Here is an 18330-nt window from a genome sequence, read left to right as displayed (position 1 = left end):
ACTATCAGGCTTGCATTGTGACTTCGCAGTCAGCAGCAGCTTCGATAGTTAGGGCAACCATGTTGATTTCTATAAGTCCGTTCACACCTAATTTCTTTCTGATAGGCAAACGATTTTCGCGATACATCTGGCGAACGGTGCCTTCTTTGTAACCTGTGCGACGGCAGAACTCTTCGACAGTAATGTACGGTTCCGAAATCACGAGATTAATTGATGGGCGCATTGAAAGTTTACGGGTCATGATGCAGTATCCTCTGTTGAGTTCTAGCCAACTCTATTAATCACTATTAAGCACGTCTTGATACGACGAGTGAATATTAGGATCACAAATTGGAAAGGTCAACGAAAGATTTTACGATTCGTAAAGCCCAATCTTTACCAGTGGGTGGTAAAGATCCCATTGAGCGTATCGTTCAAGCATATGGTTTTTCATCACGTCAGGCACTGTGTCGCCACTTAGATGTATCGCAAAGCACAATGGCTAACCGCATAATGCGTGGGAATTTTCCTGCCGACTGGGTGCTGATTTGCGCGATGGAGACGGGTACGTCCTTAGAGTGGTTAACCTATGGGCGTGGGGATTCAAAAATCACAAATCAGGATATTTCACCAACAAAAATCGAACTAAAAAACATTACAAATGGGAAGTTTTCATCATCAGATTGGGTTGAGTATGATGCACAGCTACTGCCTTGTGAAGTTAACACGCCATTACTGATCCGATTTGAGAAACAGACCTTCTTAGTTGATGAAACTGAGGCCGAAGTCACCGATGGCCTTTGGTTGATTGAGATTGATGGATTTGTCAGCGTGAAAGAACTTTATCGTTTCCCCGGCGGACGTATCCGCGTAGAGAACGGCAAAGCATCGTTTGAATGTAAAGCAGAAGAGATCACAGTGCTGGGGAAGGTGGTCGCTCGCACTGAATATTTTTAAGGAAAGAAATGGCTGTTAGTAAATTACCCTCCGGCAAATGGCAAGCGCAGGTTTTCCCCAACGGACGCGATGGAAAGCGTATCCGTCGCCAGTTTGCAACGAAAGGCGAAGCACTTTCTTATGAGAAGTACGTAAAAGAACAGGCTCAGGATAAGCCCTGGCTGGGTGAGAAAGCGGATAAGCGACGGGTAATTGACTTGGTTGAACTCTGGTTCAACACGCACGGCATCACATTAGCGGATGGTGAGAAGCGACAAACCACCATGGCGTTTGCATGCGAGGCAATGGGAAACCCACTCGCAACAGAGTTTAATGCGAAAATTTTTGCGTCCTATCGCGAGCAGCGGTTAAGCGGGAAGATCACCCGCTCCAGCAGAGTGAAGACTGTTACGCCACGCACGGTTAATTTAGAACTGGCGTATTTCAGAGCCATGTTTAACGAGCTGCGCCGGTTTAATGAATGGGCTGCACCGAACCCCTTAGAGAACGTGCGCGAGTTTAAAATTGGTGAATCAGAGATGGCTTATCTCACCATTGAAGAAATCCGCACTCTACTCGCTGAATGTGAAAAGAGCCGTTCTCAAGATCTGACAACAGTTGTTAAAATTTGCCTATCAACCGGAGCACGATGGAGTGAAGCGGAAGGCTTGAAAGGAAACCAGATTCGCGCAGGGCAAATAATTTTCGTGAAAACGAAAGGCAAGAAAAACCGCGCGGTGCCGATAACAGAAAAATTACAGGCTGAACTGCCATCGAGCAGGAAAGCGCAATCGCTCTTTAAACCATGTTATTCAGCCTTTAGAAAAGCTATGCAACGCGCTGGCATTGAGACACCTGCTGGGCAACTAACGCATGTTTTGCGCCACACCTTCGCCTCACATTTTATGATGAATGGCGGCAACATTCTCGTCCTTCAACGGATACTGGGCCACACGGATATAAAAGTGACGATGCGATATGCGCATTTTGCACCTGACCATTTGTCTGAAGCGAAGTTTCTTAACCCAATATTTCGGATAGATTAATCATGAAACTAGATTTTCAAATACAAATAAAATCATACTGTTAAATATAACTTATTGATTGGTAAAATCAGAGCATGAACGATAGAACAAAATTTTGAACTGTATCGACAAACAGAGAAGAATTGAAAGTTTGTTAACTAAAAACCATTAATTGAAAAAGGAATTATTATGAATGATCTTGAGAATCAAATACTTGAACTTCAGAAAGAAGTAGCTTATGACAGTAAAGACTACCCTATAGAGGTCTTAGTAAACAAATACACTAAAGATATTGAAAGTGATGATAATGAAATTTATGTCCCTGATTATCAGCGTGAGTTTGTTTGGAGTGATACAAGACAGTCACGTTTGATTGAGTCAATCGTGTTGGGACTTCCAGTCCCTCCTATCTTTCTTGCAGAAAACAAAAATGGAAGACTGGAGATTGTTGATGGCTCTCAGAGGATTAGAACTTTAAGTGCATTTGTCAGCGATGGATTAACTCTATCTGGCTTAAATAAAATTACAAAACTAAACGGGATGTCTTTTAAAGATTTAGATATTTCAAGAAAAAGGAAGTTTAACAATACTACTATCTCTGTTTTTGTCCTTTCTGAAAATGCTACCGATGAAGTTAAAAATGATCTATTTGAAAGAATAAATAAAGGCAGTGATATATTAAGAAATATGGAGACTAGAAAAGGAGTATATAGAAGTGAATTTACAAGTTTTATATATTCTGAATGTGCGAAAAACGATCAATTCCAAAGAGTAATTAAATTATCAAAAACAGTAGCTAATCGACAAGAACATGAAGAACTAATTCTCAGATTCTTCGCATTATCAGATTCGTATCCTAAATATAGTGCATTTGGTAGAAGTCTTACTAATGCGCTTGACAACTACATGATCAGTAAAAAAAATGAATTTAGTGCTGAAGAGAAATCAAAAAAATTAGCCGAATTCAATCAAATGATCAACTTTGTAATAGATAATTTCAAGTATGGTTTCGCAAAAGACAACGATTCGGATGTCTATAGAATATTATTCGAAGCTATTTCCGTAGGTACTATACTAGCATTACGGGAAAAGCCATCATTATCTTTAAGAGAAAAACTTGATATTAAATATTGTTTAGCCGACAAATCTTTTAAAAAGGCTACGGCTGGGCAACAGAGAACTCACTCTCAAGCAAGTTTACTTACACGAATTGACTTCATCAAAAGAAGATTATTGGAGTTGTCAAAATGAACTCCGTTCGTCGCGATTTTGAGATAAGATGCAAAATAAGTAATACATTCTTATCACATATTGAAGAAATTTCCTCTGCCAATGGAAATGTTGAAATTAGCATCATTTTAAAATCTAGTTTCTATATTTCATTATATAATAACATTGAAGCGACAATTTACTCTATTCTGGAGAGATTTCATGAGGAGATATCTAGACATAAGTATCAAGATCTTATCAAAGATATTAAATCAAAAATTGTTTTATATCATTTCGGTAATTCTCAAGAAATGACACTGGCAAAAAAAATAAAGCTATCAGACAAGATAACATCTGGGGATTATACCCTTCCACAACTAAAGGAATTTATGGATGTCAAAACTGTTTTTTCCGGAAATCTAAATTTAAAAATTATTCGAGAAATATTTAAATCATACGGCTTACCAATTAAGAAGATAAACGGTAACCCAGAACATCTTCTCTCTGTCACAACCAAAAGGAATAAAATAGCTCACGGCGAACAATCATTAATTGAAGCTGGGAGGATAAGTAATAAAAATTTAAAAGCAGTTATGGTTTCGGTTGATTCAATTCTTGATGATATAATTATTAAGTCTGGTGAGTATTTGAACAATCAAAGATTTCTTCTTTCTGCCTCATTTTAATATTATTAATAGGTTGCACATTTTTAAATGTGCAACCACTCTTAAAAATCAGTATTTATTAAAAATTCGACTTAAAAGTAAAAAATAAGAATTATAAAGTTGTGCCATTAAATTTAGCAGTGATAATTAAACCACATTTAACCTACACTTAAGATATTTACAAACACGTAAAAATTGGCAGCAAAGTGGCAGCAGAGCGTAACACCATGTACCACTTTTCATCACTATACGTTCTAAATAAATTTTTAAAAACAGTAAGTTGCTGATTTGTATCGTTACAATATGGGACTCATAATCGCTTGGTCGCTGGTTCAAGTCCAGCAGGGGCCACCAAACTTCAAGGACTTGCGAGAAATCGCAGGTCCTTTTTCTTTGGGTGCCATTTGGGTCAGGAAAGTTATTGCCTCCGAGTCCTGTTCATCTCGCTGCCAGCGTTCGCGTAAAGTGCAGGGCGATGATGTCATGCAGTTTATCGATCGGTACGTTGATGGCCCCGGCTTCTGCCGGCTCATACATGAATACTTTGAAGAATAATCTGTCGTCGGGTGAACGGAAGCAACGCCAGCGATTGTTCTATGATCTGCAGGCCGTCAGATTTATTCCTACGGGATCTCAGCGTGAAAAATCATTACGCTCCGGTAATGGACGTAGGGGATTCACAAAAATAATATCTATCTGATATTATTTTTGGTGCATATATAATCGTGATTACAAGCCCAGCGCTCTATCATCTCAGATAAAAAAATTGATAGAATCTGAATTTGTAGACAAAACAAACAGGACCATGGTGTGACACCAGGCATTCATATTATTTGAAACTTTGTTTAGCACGTTCATTATTTAGCCATTGCTTAAGCGCTGTAAGCTTAGCCACACCATTTCTTCTATAGACGTATACAGACTTTGCCGGGAGTCCCAAAGTTTGAGAAAAATTTTTCACTGTCTCTCCTCGGTAGTAACGGATGGCGACAGCCAACTCCCTTAAAGATAACCTCTTGATTTTTCTGTTTTTATATTTAATCCCTTCACTGAGAATTGACTCAACTCTGATAAAGTCCTGACTCAGGAGCTGTTCACAGGATAAATTAGCATCCGTGCAAAAAACTTTTGACAAAAGGGTTTCATTATTAATCAGCGGGCTTAAAATAAAGCTAACCCATGCAGGAGGAAAATCAGAAATAATATATACTGATGAACTACACTTTGTGTTGCAAATAATACTCGCTGTTTTTTTCAGCGCACTAAGAATAGTATCAATATTACCATTCAGATACACAAAAATGCATACTTCACCACTCTCTGGAAACAATAGCAATTCATCACCGGAGAGATACTCCTGGTCACAGGATATTCTCTTAGGTGCCTCACTCTCATGCATGAAAAGTGCTGTGGCGCCTTCACAAGCATAACTACAACAAGAGATGATATAATAGTGATTATATTTTTTAATTGAAGGCAAAGATGAATTACAAATCATATTCATTCCCTATAATAATAGTTATAATGAAAAATTGACCAGGAATCTACCCAATAATAAAAATGTTACCTTTTTCTAATAAATGTAACAAAGCAATGCTTTAAAACTTAATTCAAGCATAACAAACATAAAACAAGAGGACCACACAATTATCAACAAAAAACATCAAAAAAAGCCATTACCTTTAACCCTTAGTATAAAAGATAATAAAGATCACATCACTTATCATTATTTGCCATGTACATTTCTGATCTTATTTCGCTGCAAAATAAACCCAATAATCTACAGCCCATTTTTGGAAAGTTGGCATACCAGACTTCGTGTTTCCCGTATAAAATATCACCTTATGATCAGAATATGATTAGATATTAAAAGTATTATTATTATTCTCAATGTATAATAAGTGGCGACTAACCATCTGAAAGGACCAATATACCAACGTTATTTAAATAATTAAACATAGGGGCTACCATATGGAAACAAAAATTTCCCCAGAGGCATTGCTTCATCGAAGAAACCTTATAAAAGCTAACCCTAAATTTAAAGAAGCCATAAGAGAACACTATCAAATCAATGATAAAATTTATAAGAAACAACCTTTGTTCTACAAAGTAATGCTTCAGGAATCAAGATTCAACATCGCACTCTCAATGTGTTGTTTTGTTTTTGGTAACCAGGCATCATGTATATCAGAGATTAAAGAGCTCTGCTCCAGATATCAAATCGCCAGTCCTAATAGCGTTATTGCAATCATTACGCTATTAAAAACAACGAACAGAATTAAAACATGGCGTAGCCAGGAAGACAGAAGGAAAATCCTGATCACGCCAACGCAAAAAGGAATCGATGAACTTAAAAGATATATGTCTGGCGCGTTTTCGCCTTTGAATCTGCTCTACCCTGAATATAATATTTCAGTAGATTCACTGGATGATGAAGCGCCACGGTATGATTTTTTCAAACGCGCATCCCAATATCTTTTTCGCGGAGTAACCTTCAAAAAAATCCTGCCTGAAGTCGGGATATTTATTGAAAAAGATGGTGGGCGAATGATTATGCTTTATCTTTACTTGCAAGCTATAGAAAAACTGACCAGTCGTGGTGCAGTCATTAATTATTCATCAAATCTACTGGCCAAAGAATTCTTTGTGTCACGGATTCATGTCAGCAGGATTATAAAGGTTGCCCAGGACACTGGTTACCTAAGAGAAAGAGCAGACGGATTGATTGAGATTTATCCTTCATTTATTCAGCTTGTCGAAAACTATGCAGGTCTGTATTTTGCTTATGTCATGCACTATCTGAATATACATCCTGAAAAATAGTTAAATCACCCCCCATTCTTTCGTGCTAGCTTGTGGTAAGTTACAAGCGATCGATTTGCGTCGATCGCTTTTTTTTATCTTTCGCGTAACGCCTCTTTTGCTTTGTTCAATGGCTTTAACAAATAATCAAGAATCGATTTACTACCTGTTTTTATATCTACAGTTGCAATCATGCCAGGAAATATAGGAAACTCTTTACCCTGCTTATTTTCAAGATGATTAGTGTTTGTTCTGATATAGACACGATAAAAATAGACATCACGTTTTACATCATCCTGGATTGTATCCGGTGAAATCATCGTCACTTCACCCTGCAGACCACCATAAATAGAATAATCATAAGCGGTAATTTTAACTAACGCTTTCTGTCCTGGGTGAATGAATGCAACATCTCTGGGAGAGATTTTTGCTTCAATAACCATTTGGTCATCCAGTGGAACCAGAGTCATCAGTTTTCCATTCGGCGGAATAACACCACCGACTGTCGTCACATCGATATCTTTAACAATACTTCTCACCGGTGCATTGAAAGTCAGTCGGGTTAATGAATCCTCACGGCCTTTCATTACAGAACGTTGCGCTTCAATTTCGGCATTCGCTTTAGCTAATTCTTCGCGTGCGCGCACAACGTATTGATTCTGCATTTCTGTCACTTTATTATCTAATTCGTTCTTTTGCCGTTGCAGACGAAGAACTTCCACATTACTGGCAGCGCCCTGCTTTACCAAAGGCTGGGTGAGAGCCAACTCTCTTTGAATCAACGCCATCCCCTGACGCAATCCAGCAACCCCCTTTTCCAGACTTTCGCGGCGTGAAGTAAAAAGTGCTGTCTCTTGTCTGACCAGGTCGACATCATCATCCAGTTCAGCCGGAAAAGTAAGTTCTGTACCATTCACTTCGGCAGTCAAACGTGAAGCAGTTGCCAGCGCCGCATTTAACCGGGATTCACTTTCCAGAACACTGGATTCTGTTTTTGTGCGATCCAGTTGCGCAACCTGCTGCCCGCGTTCAACGATATCGCCTTCCTGAACAAGCAATTTATGGATGATTCCACCTTCCAGCGACTGGATAACCTGCTCATGTGAAGAAGGCACTACTTTACCGCTTCCGGTTGTAACTTCATCAAGTTGAAACCACCCCGCCCATGCGATGAAAACAACAAGCATAGACACCACGCTCCATACCACCAGACTCGAGCGAGGAAGATGGGGCTCCTGAAGACGACTGTTAAAACGACTGAAATCGCTCATACGCCCTCCTCATTAACTACCGGTTTTTGAGAAGTGGCTTTTTTCATTGTTACCGTACGTTGGCCCGCTTTTTGTGGAGCCATACCATGTTCACGAAGAATGCTATCTCGTGGTCCATCCATAACAATTCGGCCGTTATCCAGCACAATGATGCGGTCAACCAGTTCAAGGATAGGTAAGCGGTGTGTAGCGACAATGAGTGTGCGCGTTTTTCCCAACCAGCCTTTCAGACTGCCGATAAACTGTTTCTCACTCACCTCGTCTAGCCAGGCCGTCGGTTCATCAAGCAGCAAAATATTAGGTGATGTTAAGAGTGCGCGAGTGAGCAATAGCGCCTGTCGCTGACCGCCAGACAGACCAGCCCCGCCTTCATTTACAATGTAATTCAGACCCATTTTCTGTTTACGAACGAAATCCAATGCTCCTGTTATCGCCAGCGCCTGATGGATCTCCTCATCAGTCGCTAAGGGATTGCCCATTATAATATTGTCGCGCACTGAGCCAAAGAACAGACGAGCCTGCTGGCTGAGTAGCTGCATGTCCCGGCGTAAATCAGCAGGATCAAGATGATTGAGTGAGATATCGTCAAGTAAGATGGAACCTTGCTGGGGTTCCTGCATACCCGCAAGAAGTTGCAGAAGCGTACTTTTTCCTGAGCCGTTACGTCCCAGCAGGGCAATACGTTCCCCGGCTTGAATTTGGAGACGTGATATATTTAATACATCAAGTTTTTCTTCATCATCGTAATAGAAACTCACATCTTCCATGACGTAATTTCCACGCAGATGGGCTTTATGGACTTTCTTGCCGGATTGCGGATCGTCAATTGGCCGTTGCATCAGATCATCAAGCCCTTTGCGTGCAACTTTCGCTGACTGCCAGCGTGAAAGCACGCCGGAAATTTGCGAAAGTGGAGCAATTGTGCGCGATGCAAGGATAGAGGTACCCACTAACGCGCCGGTAGTCATATCTCCACTAATCACCAGATAACAACCTATCAGCAGCACCACAGCATAAACGATGGATTGAACCTCCTGGGTCCAGGTCAGGAGTAACCCCGTTAGCCAACGCTGTTTCATCGCCACATTAGCGGCGACATCATTGGTGTTATTCCACTGATTTTGAAAACGCTGCTCAGCACGCATCAGTTTGATATCTTCAAGGCCCTGTACCGCCTCTACCAATGTGGCGTTACGAATCGCCGACTCGCGCATCCCTTCGCTGGAGAGCCGTCCTAATGGACGTTGTACCAGCAGTCCAGGGATTAGCAGCAGCGGAACGGCCAGCAATACCACCAGCACAAGCGGCCCGCCGATCATCCAGAGGATAAAAACGAACAACAGGAAAAAGGGGAGATCGGAAATTGCCGCAATAGTCGTGGAGGTAATCAACTCTCGCACTGATTCCAGCTCGCGGATTTGAGCGATGAAAGAGCCCGTGGATTTTGACCGCGCACCATTTTTAATTCTCAGAGCATGAGCAAATACGCGTTCAGAGATCCGCAGGTCTGCGCGTTTACCAATTACATCTGAAAGATGGACGCGTAGCATACGCATGATGAACTCAAAGGTAATAGCCACCATGACCCCACCAAAGAGGACCCATAGAGTTGCTTCCGACTGTGACGGTACTACGCGATCGTACACCTGCATAGAAAACACCATGCCTGAAAGCGCCAGTACATTCGCGATCATCGCCACCAGCATGATATCGCCATAACGGCGCCAGTCTTTCAGCGCCAGCTGCCAGAACCAGTTTTTCTCATAAGGTTTGATATAGTCATCAACGCGTGCGTCCGGCGTTGACTCAAGAGGGCGAAGCACGAACCCCCCTAGCAGGCGCGTCGCAAGCTCCTCTCGCGTTAATACTGTTTCGAGACCGCTATCACCGCTGAATTGAAGACTAACATTCCCCTCTTTATCCATCCGGTTGATAACTGCAATTTGACCGCCAGTAAACTCAGCAATCAACGGCAAACGCCAGGGATCGAGTAATTCGGCATTCACCGAAACTTTCCTCAATCCTAATCCCAAATGGCGAGCCATATCTTCGAGGACCAGTTGACGCGGTGACTGGCTTTCGTGATTAATCACCACCCGGACATGTTCTAACGAAAAATCAAGCCGGTAATGTTTCGCAATAATAAGCATGGCTTGTAACCATGGCTCATAAAGCGGATGAGTCTTCATAGTGCTACTTCCTATCCAACAACATTGTCACGCATCGAAATTATGTCATTTAATTGATATATCAATACGAACAGAATCCTAATAAAAATGAAAAAAATCTTTATTTTTCTGTTTGTTATCAATTTTTATGTAAAGAAATGAATAGCTGCGAGAGTTTCTCCCCTCGCAGCTCATTTGATTACGCTAATAACAATTGATGATTTGCCAACAACGTGGCCAAATCGGTTTGCACACCATTAAGCGTCACGACGGTGGTCGGGTCGAACTGGCTACCCGTACCATCTCTGTCGATCTGAATCTCAGTGTTGCTCCCATTTTGTACCACCCGGATATAGTCAGTGAGATTGCTCGCCCCACTGTCCAACGTCGCCACGCCATTCACATAGCTCGCCGATCCCGTGCCGGTATAGCCGCTATCGGAAAGCAGATCGCGCAGGTCAATACGGTCAGTATCCGCCGTCCCCTCCCAGGTACCGACGGTAAAGCCGTTGACCACATCACTGCCATTGCCCCCCGTGGCATCCGAAGCGTTGATCAGCTTATAAAGCAACGTATCGTGACCGCCGCTGCCGATATTGAAAGTGTCATTACCGCCACGCCCTTCGAACTGGTTATCGCCGCTGTTGCCGGTAATAACGTCGTTGTAGTTGGAACCATTAATCCCTTCAATGTTAACCAGCGTCGCGGTATCGAACCCGGTACTCTGGGCCGTAGACCGCCCAAGATCGACGGTTACACCGGAAGTAGCATGGCGATAATCCACGACATCCATGCCGCCTGTACTGCTCCACGTGTCGTGTTCAGAGGTTGTCGTCCAGCCACCAGAACCGTTGTAGGTATAAGTACCCGCCTCAGCTATAAAGGTATCGTTGTATCCAGTACCTGTCAGGGTTCCGTGGTGCCCGCCTGTGGCAGCATCAGCCGTCAGGGAATAACTCTCTTTACCGTCTCCTGCCGTCAGTCCATCCCAGGTTGCATTACTTGAAACACCATTAATGGCACGAACCAGTACCGCACGGTAAGTTTCACTGGGGTCTAAACCGTAAAAACTGATGAGTGACGAAGAATCATTTATGCCGATCCCGGACTGAGCATTGATGATTTCGCTGGCGACCAACTGACCTGCCGAGTTGTACAGTTGGACAGTGTTGCCAAAGAAGGCGTTAATGCCTTCGCTGTCGACGATCTTCAAATGCAATGCGGTTCCTGGCGCAACCGTATTGGTATTACGCTCCAGTAAAACCGTACCGTTTTGACGGAAAATCAGCAGATCTTGTGCACCATCCCAGTCGTAATCCAGCAGAGCCGCTCCGGATACCTGGGTTGACGTAGCGGTACTGAACTTTGAAGCTGTAAAACTTGCTGTCCCCGCCAGTCCATCGTTGGTGTAAAGATAGGACTGCCCACTGTTCGCCAGTTTGATGATGTCCATGTTACCGTCGAGGTTCCAGTCCACCGCCACGCTGACGTTACCCACAAACTTATCCGTGGTCGCTGTTCCAACCGCAGTACCGGCAAGAAGGTTACCGCTACCATCGTTCAGCATTAACACGCCGCCCTGGCTGCTTCCGCTGGAGGTACGGGACATGCTCATATACAGGTCCATGTAACCATCACCATTAAAGTCGGCCCAGGTCATACTTACCGCACTGGAAGCCGCGCCAGAACCATAGCCGCTGTACATGGTATTGGTAAAATTTTGCCCCCATGTGAAAGAACCATTGCCCTGGTTAAACATGGTTGACAGCGCATAGTTGTTCACCCCATTGGTCGTATGCTGGGCAATATCCACTTTTCCGTCGTTATTCAAATCCACACCGGACGCTTCAATCAGGCTGACGTAGTTACCTACCGTCGAGCCTGATACAAAGTTGGTGTATGCCCCGGCCTTAGAACTACCGGTCAGCACACCTTTGTTATTGAGCATGAAGGTGCTGGAGTCAGGCCCCCCCGCATCGCCAATAACGAAATCGGTGTAACCATCTCCCTGAATATCAATGGCAACCACCGCGCCATACCACACCGCAGCGCCCATATTGGTCAGCGTACTGGAGGTGTATGTACCATCTCCATTGTTAGTTAGCTGCACCATGTACGAGTAGCTTGTCCCTTCAGCCAGCACGTCTGCCAGCCCGTCGCGGTTGATATCTGCGTAAGTACCCGTGGTGTAACTCCCCGTCATAGAGAAATTACCTGAAACGGTGTAAGAGTTACGGCTACTGGAGTTCGCCGAGGCGAACTGCTGATTAGCGATAATCGTCCACAGCCCATCCGAATCCAGCATATAACTGGAAGAATAGGAATAATTCGCGGCGGTAAATGACCAGGCTGGTGTCAATGAGGCTTCATTACCCACGACCAGGCTGCCGGTGGTCAAATCAGCAGTATTACCGTTGCCGGCGCTACTTTTCACCTGTGCGGTGACATCATAATTCTTCACGCTCAGCGCATCGCTGTCCGGGATCTGCAAATACCAGGTGTTATTATCCGGATCGACCACTACCGCACCGCCTGATTCAGAGGTGTAAGTTTTACCGTTCACGTTGATAACGAGATACTCGCCGTTAGTCAGTTCCGCCGATACCAAACCACTCAGAATGGGGGTAGTGTCTGTCGTCGTTTGGGCGGTGATGCTCACAGTGGTAGTAGGGATGCGAGTGTCCACTTTCAACACGAAATTATCTGAATCGGTGTGGTTACCCGCCAGATCGGTGACACGCAGCGTATAGGTGTGATTACCGTCATTCAGACCACTGTCCTGGAAATACCAACTGGCGGCACCGCTCATCGTCACCAATCCCAGCAGCACACCATCACGATACAACTGTACAATCTCGCCATTGTCCGGCGCACGGTTAAGTGTCCCGTTAATGACTGGGGAACTGTCATCTGTTGCCACCGATGCGCCAAAACTGCCCTGGCGTTCACCCTCTCCGTCGGTATAGCTGACGACTGTACCGACCGTGGCTGGCGGCGTGGTATCGACCGTCACCACCTGCGAAGAGGTCGAGCCGACGTTGCCTGCCTGGTCGACGATCCGCACCTGGTAAGTGTAATCACCGTCAGCCAGATCGCGGGTATCAGTGTAGCTCCAGCGCTGGTTAGTTACGGTTGTGTCAATCCAGGTATTGCCGCCGTCGAGGCTTATCTGCACGCGCTCATCGCTTGCCAGCGCGCTGCCCAGAGAACCGTTAATGGTCAGCGTGGTGTCCATGGTGATGAAGTCGCTGCTGGATTGCCCGGTATCTTCGCTAATGCTGTCAATAGTGATGCCATTCTGCGGTGCCACAGTATCGACAGTAACTACCTGAGAAGTCGTCGCCCCTACGTTACCGGCCTGATCCACCACGCGAACCTGATAGCGGTGATCGCCATCGCTGAGCGTGCGGGTATCGGTATAGCTCCAGCTTGTTCCATTCACCGTGGCGTAGGCCCATGTAGCCCCACCATCAAAGCTCACCTGGACATACTCATTTTTGCCAGGTTCCGCACCCAGCGTACCGTGCAGAGTGTATGACGTTGAGCTGGTCAGGAAATCATTATTATCGAAGCCAGTATCAACAGTAATGTTATCCACTGTTACTGTGATAGCCGCGTCAGGAGCGACCGTATCAACGGTCACCTGTTGATGCGCGGAAGCACCGATGTTTCCGGCAACATCCACTACCCTCACATAATAATCGTAGGTGGCGTTTTGCAGCGTGCGCCCATCAACGTAGTACCAACTGTTGCCAGTCACAATTACGTTCTGCCAGGTCACACCGCCATCAATACTGATCTGAACGTATTCATCAGCGGCCAGAGTCGCCCCCAGCGAACCGTGCAGCGTCAGCGAGGTATCGTTAGTGATAAAGTCGCTGCCGCTCAGGCCGGTATCGTCGCTGATGCTATCAATAGAGATCGTTTTGCTGGCGTCAGGTACGACGGTATCAATGGTGACCACCTGGCTTGTGGTCGCGCTGACATTACCTGCGTTATCAATAACTCGCAGTTGATAGTTGTAATCACCATCGGCCAGCGTACGGCCATCTACATACGTCCAGCTCAGACCACTGACGCTGACGTCAGTCCATGTGAGACCGCCATCCAGGCTAATCTGCGCGTGGTCGCCATTGCCCAGCGCCGCGCCGAGCGTCCCTTTCAGGCTGATCTGGTTGTCGCTGGTAATAAAGTCGTTGCCAGACAGTCCGGTATCCTGAATAACAGAATCCACAGTAATGGTCGTGGCCGCTGGCGCAGTCAGGTCAACCACCACGTCCTGGCTATCCGTTGCGCCAACGTTACCCGCATTGTCGATCACACGAACCTGGTACTGGTACGTACCGTCTGTCAGGGTGCGGCCGTCGGTGTAACGCCATTGCAAACCAGTAACGGTCAGATCAATCCAGGTCTTACCGCCATCAAGACTGATCTGCGCTTTCTCGTTATTACCAAGTTGTGCGGTCAGTGAGCCGTTAACGATGACCTTACTGTCGTTAGTGATGAAATCACTCGCGCTCAGGCCGGTGTCGTTTTGCAGCGAATCAATGCCGATCCCCATTGATGGTGCGGTCAAATCAACTGTCACGGTGTGGTCGGCGCTGGCGCTGTTACCAATGGTATTGCTCACCACGGCGTGAATCACATATGACCCGCCGTCTGCCAGCGCTGTCACGTCCGCGCTGCCAACGGTGTAGCTCCAGGTGCCGTCATTCTGCACAGTTGCGGTGTAGGTTTTGCCGTTAAGCGTAATGGTCACTGTCTGACCCGCAGGTGCGTCGGTGGTACCGCTGACGACCAGAGGCGTACCGTGCTCCGCCGCGCTAACGATGTCATCTTCAGCAAAGGTGTTAATAGCAATCGTCGGCACGTCACCGCTCAGCGTCACGTCGTGCGTGGCGCTGCCCGGGTTGCCCGCCTTATCGCTCACCGTCGCGGTGAGGGTGTAATCCCCATCGGTCAGGCCGAGGAAATCACGGCCCGGTACGAAGACCGACCACGCACCGTTCGCCGCCACGGTCGCCTGATAGCTGTGCCCGTTGAAGGAGACCGTCACCGTCTGGCCCTGTTCCGCCGTAGTGGTACCACTGATGGTCTGGCCTGCCAACTGCTCGGCGTTGTTGACGATATCATCATCTGCCACAGTGCTGATGGTGACGGTTGGTGCCACGGTATCAACCGTCAGGGTATGCGTGGTCTGGCCGTTGTTACCGGCTTTGTCGTTCACCGACGCGCTGACGGTCAACGCGCCTTCACTCAGGTTGGCAAGGTCGGCTGCCGGAACATTGAGCGTCCATGTGCCGTCGTTTGCGACCGTCGCGGTATAGGTTTTGCCACCCAGCGTCACGGTCACCGTCTGGCCCGCTTCCGCGCTGGAAGAGCCGTGTACGGTCAGCGGCTGCTGCACCTCAGCCGCATTCAGAACATCATCACTGGAAATCGTGGCAATGCTGACGACTGGCGCCGTGGTATCCACGCTGATGCCATGCGTTGCCGAAGCACTGTTGCCTGCGCTGTCCCGCGCCGAAACAGAGACTTGATAGCTCGCGCCATCGGCCAGTGCGCCCACGTCTGCAGCCGGTACCGTTGTGCTCCAGGAACCGTCGTTTTGAATGGTGGCCGTGTAGTTCTTGCCGTTCAGGGTAACGGTCACCTGCGTGCCGCTGGCAAACTGCGCGCTGGAGCCATTAATCACCAGCGCATTGCCCGCTTCCGCCGCGTTGATCACGTCATCACCGCTGAGGGTGTTGACGGTCAGCGCCACGGAGGCGGTATTCACCACTACATTGTGCGTCTGGGTGCTGCTGTTACCCGCGCTGTCGGTGATAGTTGCGCTGATGGTTACGGTGCCGTCAGTCAGGGCAGAAATCACGCTGGCCGGTACGCCCACGCTCCAGTTACCACTGGCATCAACGGTGGTGGTGTACTGGTTTGAGCCAATGGTGATGACCAGCTTATCGCCGACGTTCGCGCCGGTTGCTGTCCCGCTGACAATCTGCGCCTGGGTATGCTCCAGACTGTTAATCACGTCATCGCCCGCCACGATATTAAAGCTGACGGTTGGCGGCGTAGTGTCGAGCGTAATCGCTTTATTCGCACTGCCGGTGTTACCTGCCGCATCGCTCACGCTCACCTGTACGGTGTAACCGTTGTCCGCCATAGCCGTCAGGTCACCCGCTGGCACGTTAACGCTCCAGATACCACCCTGCAGAACCTGCGCGGTATAACTATTTCCGCCAAGCGTCACGGTCACCGTCTGACCAACTTCGGCCGTTGTCGAGCCGGAAATTGTGACACCCGTCCCCGCTTCACTGCTGTTGATCACGTTATCGCCCGCAACCGTATCGATAGTCACGGTTGGCGCAGTCGCATCCACGCTGTACTCACGACCCGCAGAGGCGATGTTGCCGTTCACGTTGGTGACACTCACCTGCACGCTGGCGTCGCCATCTTTCAGTCCGGTGAGATCGGCGGGCGGCACGGTTGCCGTCCAGTTGCCGTCGGCATCAACTTTCGCGGTGTAAGACTTGCCGCCAAAGGTGATGGTTACGGTCTGGTTTTCTTCCACGTTGGACGTGCTGCCCGAAAGCACCAGTTCCGCACCTTTTTCAGCCGCGTTGATCACGTCGTCGGTGGCAATGGCATCGATGCTGATGGCTACCGTCGCCAGGTCGACAGTGACGTCATGGCTGATAGTCACCGGGTTGCCCGCCGTGCTCTGGCCTTCTACGGTGACGGTTACCGTCCCCGCAGTCAGGGCGCTGACATCTGCCGCCGGGATTGCCGCGCTCCAGGTGCCGTCTGCCAGCACGGATGCTGCATAGGTTTTGCCATTGATCGTTACGGTAAGCGTGGTACCAACAGCAAGACCGTCGCTGGAACCGGTGATGATCAGGTTTTGACCGTGCTCGATGCTGTTGATCACATCATCGCCCGCCACGGTATCGACACGCAGACCCGGGAGGTTGGCATCGATGGAAACATCACGCTCGCCGGAGCCGGTGTTACCGTGGCCGTTAGTGACGGTTGCTGTAACGGTCAGTTCGCCATTCCCCAGCGCCGTCAGGACGGCCTCAGGCACGTTAACGGACCAGCTCAGATCGCTCTGAACCGTTGCGATGTAATCATTCCCACCGATAGAAACCGTTACGCTACTGCCCGCCTCTGCGTTGGCGACTTTACCGCTAATAGTCTGGCCTGCAGCCACTTCGGAGGCATTGATAACGTTGTCACCCGCAATGGTATTGATGGTGACGGTTGGCAGCGCGGTATCCACCAGCAGGTTTGCGGTATTGCTCACGCTGTTACCCACCGCGCTAGTCGCCGTCGCGCTCAGAGTGTAATTTGCTTCACCCAGAGCAGTCAGATCCGCCGCCGGTACCGTCAGGCTCCAGCTTCCATTTGCAGCGGTTGTCGCCGTGTATTGTTTACCGTTCAGCGTCACTGTGATCAGAGTGCCTTCCGCCAGGTTGGCGCTGGTACCGCTCACGCTCAGATCCTGGCCTTTCTCCACCGCATTCAGCACGTTATCGCCGCTGAGGGTGTCGAAGCCAACTGACGGCAGCCCGGTATCAACGGTTACATTGTGCGTACCGCTGCCGGTATTGCCCGCCGCGTCGGTCACTGACGCAGTGACGGTCACGCTGCCATCGCTGAGGCCGGCAATCACGCTCGCCGGAACGCCCACGCTCCAGTTGCCCGCCGCGTCCAGCACGGTGGTGTAAGTCTGGCCGCCAATGGTGACGGTGACTTTATCCCCCGCTGCCGCGCCGGTGGCGGAGCCGCTGATAATCTGTGCCTGATTGTGTTCAGCCACGTTAATGACGTCATCGCCCGCGATGGTGTTGATCGTCACCGCAGGCACGGTCACGTCCACCGTCAGGTTGTGGTCAACCGACGCCGGGTTCCCCGCCTTGTCACTGACGCTCGCGGTGACGGTCACGCTGCCGTCGGTTAATCCCGCCAGGTCCGCCGCCGGAACGTTCAGCGTCCAGTTGCCGTTAGCGCCTACGGTGGTGGTGTAGTTTTTACCGTTCAGGCTCACGGTCACCGTCTGGCCCGCCTCGGCGGTACTGGTGCCGGAGATGGCGAGGTCTGACTGCGCTTCCGTGGCGTTCAGGATATCGTCAGCCGCAAGGGTACTGATGGTCACGGACGGTGCGGTCGCATCCACGCTGTACTCGCGGCCCGCAGACGCGCTGTTGCCGTTGACGTTGGTCACGCTCACCTGCACGCTGGCATCGCCGTCTTTTATGCCCGCCAGGTCAGCCGATGG

At 48.0% G+C, this 18330-nt stretch carries 10 protein-coding genes; 5 read left to right on the top strand and 5 right to left on the bottom strand.

The window, feature by feature from the left end; all coding sequences use genetic code 11:
* Positions 1-4 precede the first annotated feature (4 nt).
* Positions 5-241, bottom strand: coding sequence for a regulator (locus tag OGV94_RS06100; RefSeq protein ID WP_286522834.1), 237 nt, complete (start codon positions 239-241; stop codon positions 5-7).
* 89 nt (positions 242-330) lie between these two features.
* Between OGV94_RS06100 and OGV94_RS06095 the strand changes: the two genes are divergently transcribed.
* The 4 genes from OGV94_RS06095 (at position 331) to OGV94_RS06080 (ending at position 3835) form a co-directional block, all read left to right on the top strand.
* Entirely contained in the window at positions 331-936 is a 606-nt protein-coding gene (locus OGV94_RS06095; RefSeq protein WP_286522832.1) for a phage repressor protein CI, read from the top strand.
* An 8-nt stretch (positions 937-944) separates the two neighbouring features.
* Positions 945-1961, top strand: a complete 1017-nt coding sequence (locus OGV94_RS06090) for a phage integrase (RefSeq protein ID WP_286522829.1) — start codon at positions 945-947, stop codon at positions 1959-1961.
* A gap of 168 nt (positions 1962-2129) precedes the next feature.
* Positions 2130-3191: a DUF262 domain-containing protein gene (locus OGV94_RS06085; protein ID WP_286522827.1), complete on the top strand. Its 1062-nt coding sequence runs from the start codon at positions 2130-2132 to the stop codon at positions 3189-3191.
* Positions 3188-3835, top strand: a complete 648-nt coding sequence (locus OGV94_RS06080) for an MAE_28990/MAE_18760 family HEPN-like nuclease (RefSeq protein WP_286522825.1) — start codon at positions 3188-3190, stop codon at positions 3833-3835. The genes OGV94_RS06085 and OGV94_RS06080 overlap by 4 nt, the downstream gene beginning before the upstream one ends.
* Before the next feature lie 808 nt (positions 3836-4643).
* Here the strand turns inward: OGV94_RS06080 and OGV94_RS06075 are convergent.
* Positions 4644-5312: a hypothetical protein gene (locus tag OGV94_RS06075; RefSeq protein ID WP_125461436.1), complete on the bottom strand. Its 669-nt coding sequence runs from the start codon at positions 5310-5312 to the stop codon at positions 4644-4646.
* Positions 5313-5785: 473 nt separating this feature from the next.
* Here OGV94_RS06075 and OGV94_RS06070 point away from each other — a divergent pair, with 473 nt between their 5' ends.
* The gene (locus tag OGV94_RS06070) at positions 5786-6637 is read left to right on the top strand and encodes a MarR family transcriptional regulator (protein WP_286522823.1); all 852 of its coding nucleotides are present in this window, start codon (positions 5786-5788) and stop codon (positions 6635-6637) included.
* Between the two features lie 74 nt (positions 6638-6711).
* Here the strand turns inward: OGV94_RS06070 and OGV94_RS06065 are convergent, their stop codons facing one another.
* From OGV94_RS06065 to OGV94_RS06055, 3 genes are all read right to left on the bottom strand, one after another.
* Positions 6712-7887 carry an HlyD family type I secretion periplasmic adaptor subunit gene (locus OGV94_RS06065; protein ID WP_032950253.1) on the bottom strand — a complete coding sequence of 392 codons (1176 nt, stop codon included), beginning with the start codon at positions 7885-7887 and terminating at the stop codon, positions 6712-6714.
* On the bottom strand, positions 7884-10076 hold the full coding sequence (locus tag OGV94_RS06060; RefSeq protein WP_286522822.1) for a type I secretion system permease/ATPase: 2193 nt from the start codon (positions 10074-10076) through the stop codon (positions 7884-7886). The genes OGV94_RS06065 and OGV94_RS06060 overlap by 4 nt, the downstream gene beginning before the upstream one ends.
* Before the next feature lie 178 nt (positions 10077-10254).
* The coding region (locus OGV94_RS06055) for an Ig-like domain-containing protein (RefSeq protein WP_286522821.1) at positions 10255-18330 on the bottom strand (8076 nt) is incomplete at its 5' end.

It is taken from the genome of Citrobacter sp. Ce006 (assembly GCF_030336535.1).
Taxonomy (GTDB): domain Bacteria; phylum Pseudomonadota; class Gammaproteobacteria; order Enterobacterales; family Enterobacteriaceae; genus Citrobacter; species Citrobacter europaeus.
The sequence above is the reverse complement of the archived record's forward strand: the minus strand, read 5'-3'. Positions and strand labels throughout refer to the sequence as shown.

What these genes read in the sequence shown, in the direction of transcription:
- OGV94_RS06100 (WP_286522834.1), bottom strand. Translation starts at nt 241, where the DNA reads ATGACCCGTAAACTTTCAATGCGCCCATCAATTAATCTCGTGATTTCG.
- OGV94_RS06090 (WP_286522829.1), top strand. Translation starts at nt 945, where the DNA reads ATGGCTGTTAGTAAATTACCCTCCGGCAAATGGCAAGCGCAGGTTTTC.
- OGV94_RS06085 (WP_286522827.1), top strand. Translation starts at nt 2,130, where the DNA reads ATGAATGATCTTGAGAATCAAATACTTGAACTTCAGAAAGAAGTAGCT.
- OGV94_RS06080 (WP_286522825.1), top strand. Translation starts at nt 3,188, where the DNA reads ATGAACTCCGTTCGTCGCGATTTTGAGATAAGATGCAAAATAAGTAAT.
- OGV94_RS06075 (WP_125461436.1), bottom strand. Translation starts at nt 5,312, where the DNA reads ATGATTTGTAATTCATCTTTGCCTTCAATTAAAAAATATAATCACTAT.
- OGV94_RS06070 (WP_286522823.1), top strand. Translation starts at nt 5,786, where the DNA reads ATGGAAACAAAAATTTCCCCAGAGGCATTGCTTCATCGAAGAAACCTT.
- OGV94_RS06065 (WP_032950253.1), bottom strand. Translation starts at nt 7,887, where the DNA reads ATGAGCGATTTCAGTCGTTTTAACAGTCGTCTTCAGGAGCCCCATCTT.
- OGV94_RS06060 (WP_286522822.1), bottom strand. Translation starts at nt 10,076, where the DNA reads ATGAAGACTCATCCGCTTTATGAGCCATGGTTACAAGCCATGCTTATT.